At 67.4% G+C, this 927-nt stretch carries 1 protein-coding gene; it reads left to right on the top strand.

The genetic code is table 11. The features are described 5' to 3' along the window. On the top strand, positions 1–927 hold a 927-nt coding region (gene kdpA, locus A5699_RS14890), incomplete at both ends, for a potassium-transporting ATPase subunit KdpA (RefSeq protein WP_067770534.1).

Genomic DNA, 927 nt, shown 5'->3' with positions numbered 1-927 from the left:
CGGCGGCACCCAGACGATCCCGGGCGGCCCCGTCGCCAGCCAGGAAGTCATCAAGCTGCTCGGCACCAACGGCGGCGGCTTCTACAACGCCAACTCGTCGCACCCGTTCGAGAACCCCGCCACCTGGACCAACTGGGTGGAGATCTTCCTGATCCTGATGATCCCGTTCTCGCTGCCGCGGACGTTCGGCCGCATGGTCGGCAGCCGGAAGCAGGGTTACGCCATCGTGGCGGCGATGTCGGTGATCGCGACGGCCAGCGTCAGCCTGATGATGCTGTTCCAGCTCCAGGCCCACGGCACCGTCCCGACCGCGGTCGGCTCGGCGATGGAAGGTGTCGAGCAGCGGTTCGGTGTCGCCAACTCGGCGGTGTTCGCCGATGCGACGACGCTGACCTCGACCGGCGCGGTGGACTCGTTCCACGACTCCTACACCAGCCTCGGCGGCATGATCACCATGTTCAACATGCAGCTCGGTGAGGTGGCTCCCGGCGGCGTCGGCTCCGGCCTGTACGGCATGCTGGTGCTGGCGATCATCACGGTGTTCGTGGCCGGCCTGATGGTGGGCCGCACTCCGGAGTACCTCGGAAAGAAGATCACCCCGCGCGAGATCAAGCTCGCGGCAACGTATTTCCTCGTGACCCCGCTGATCGTGCTGACCGGCACCGCGGTGGCCATGGCGATGCCGGGGCAACGCGCGGGCATGCTCAACACGGGGCCGCACGGCCTGTCCGAGGTGCTGTACGCGTTCACGTCGGCGGCCAACAACGGCAGTGGCTTTGCCGGATTCAGCGGCAACACCACCTGGTTCAACGTTGCACTGGCGATCGCGATGGTCATCGGCCGCTTCCTACCGATCATCGCGGTCCTGGCCATCGCGGGAACGTTCGCCGCGCAGCGCCCCGGCGTCGTCACCGCCGGCACGTTGCG

The organism is Mycobacterium sp. E802 (genome assembly GCF_001666875.1).
Taxonomy (GTDB): Bacteria; Actinomycetota; Actinomycetes; order Mycobacteriales; family Mycobacteriaceae; genus Mycobacterium.
This window is presented reverse-complemented; position numbering and strand designations above follow the sequence as displayed.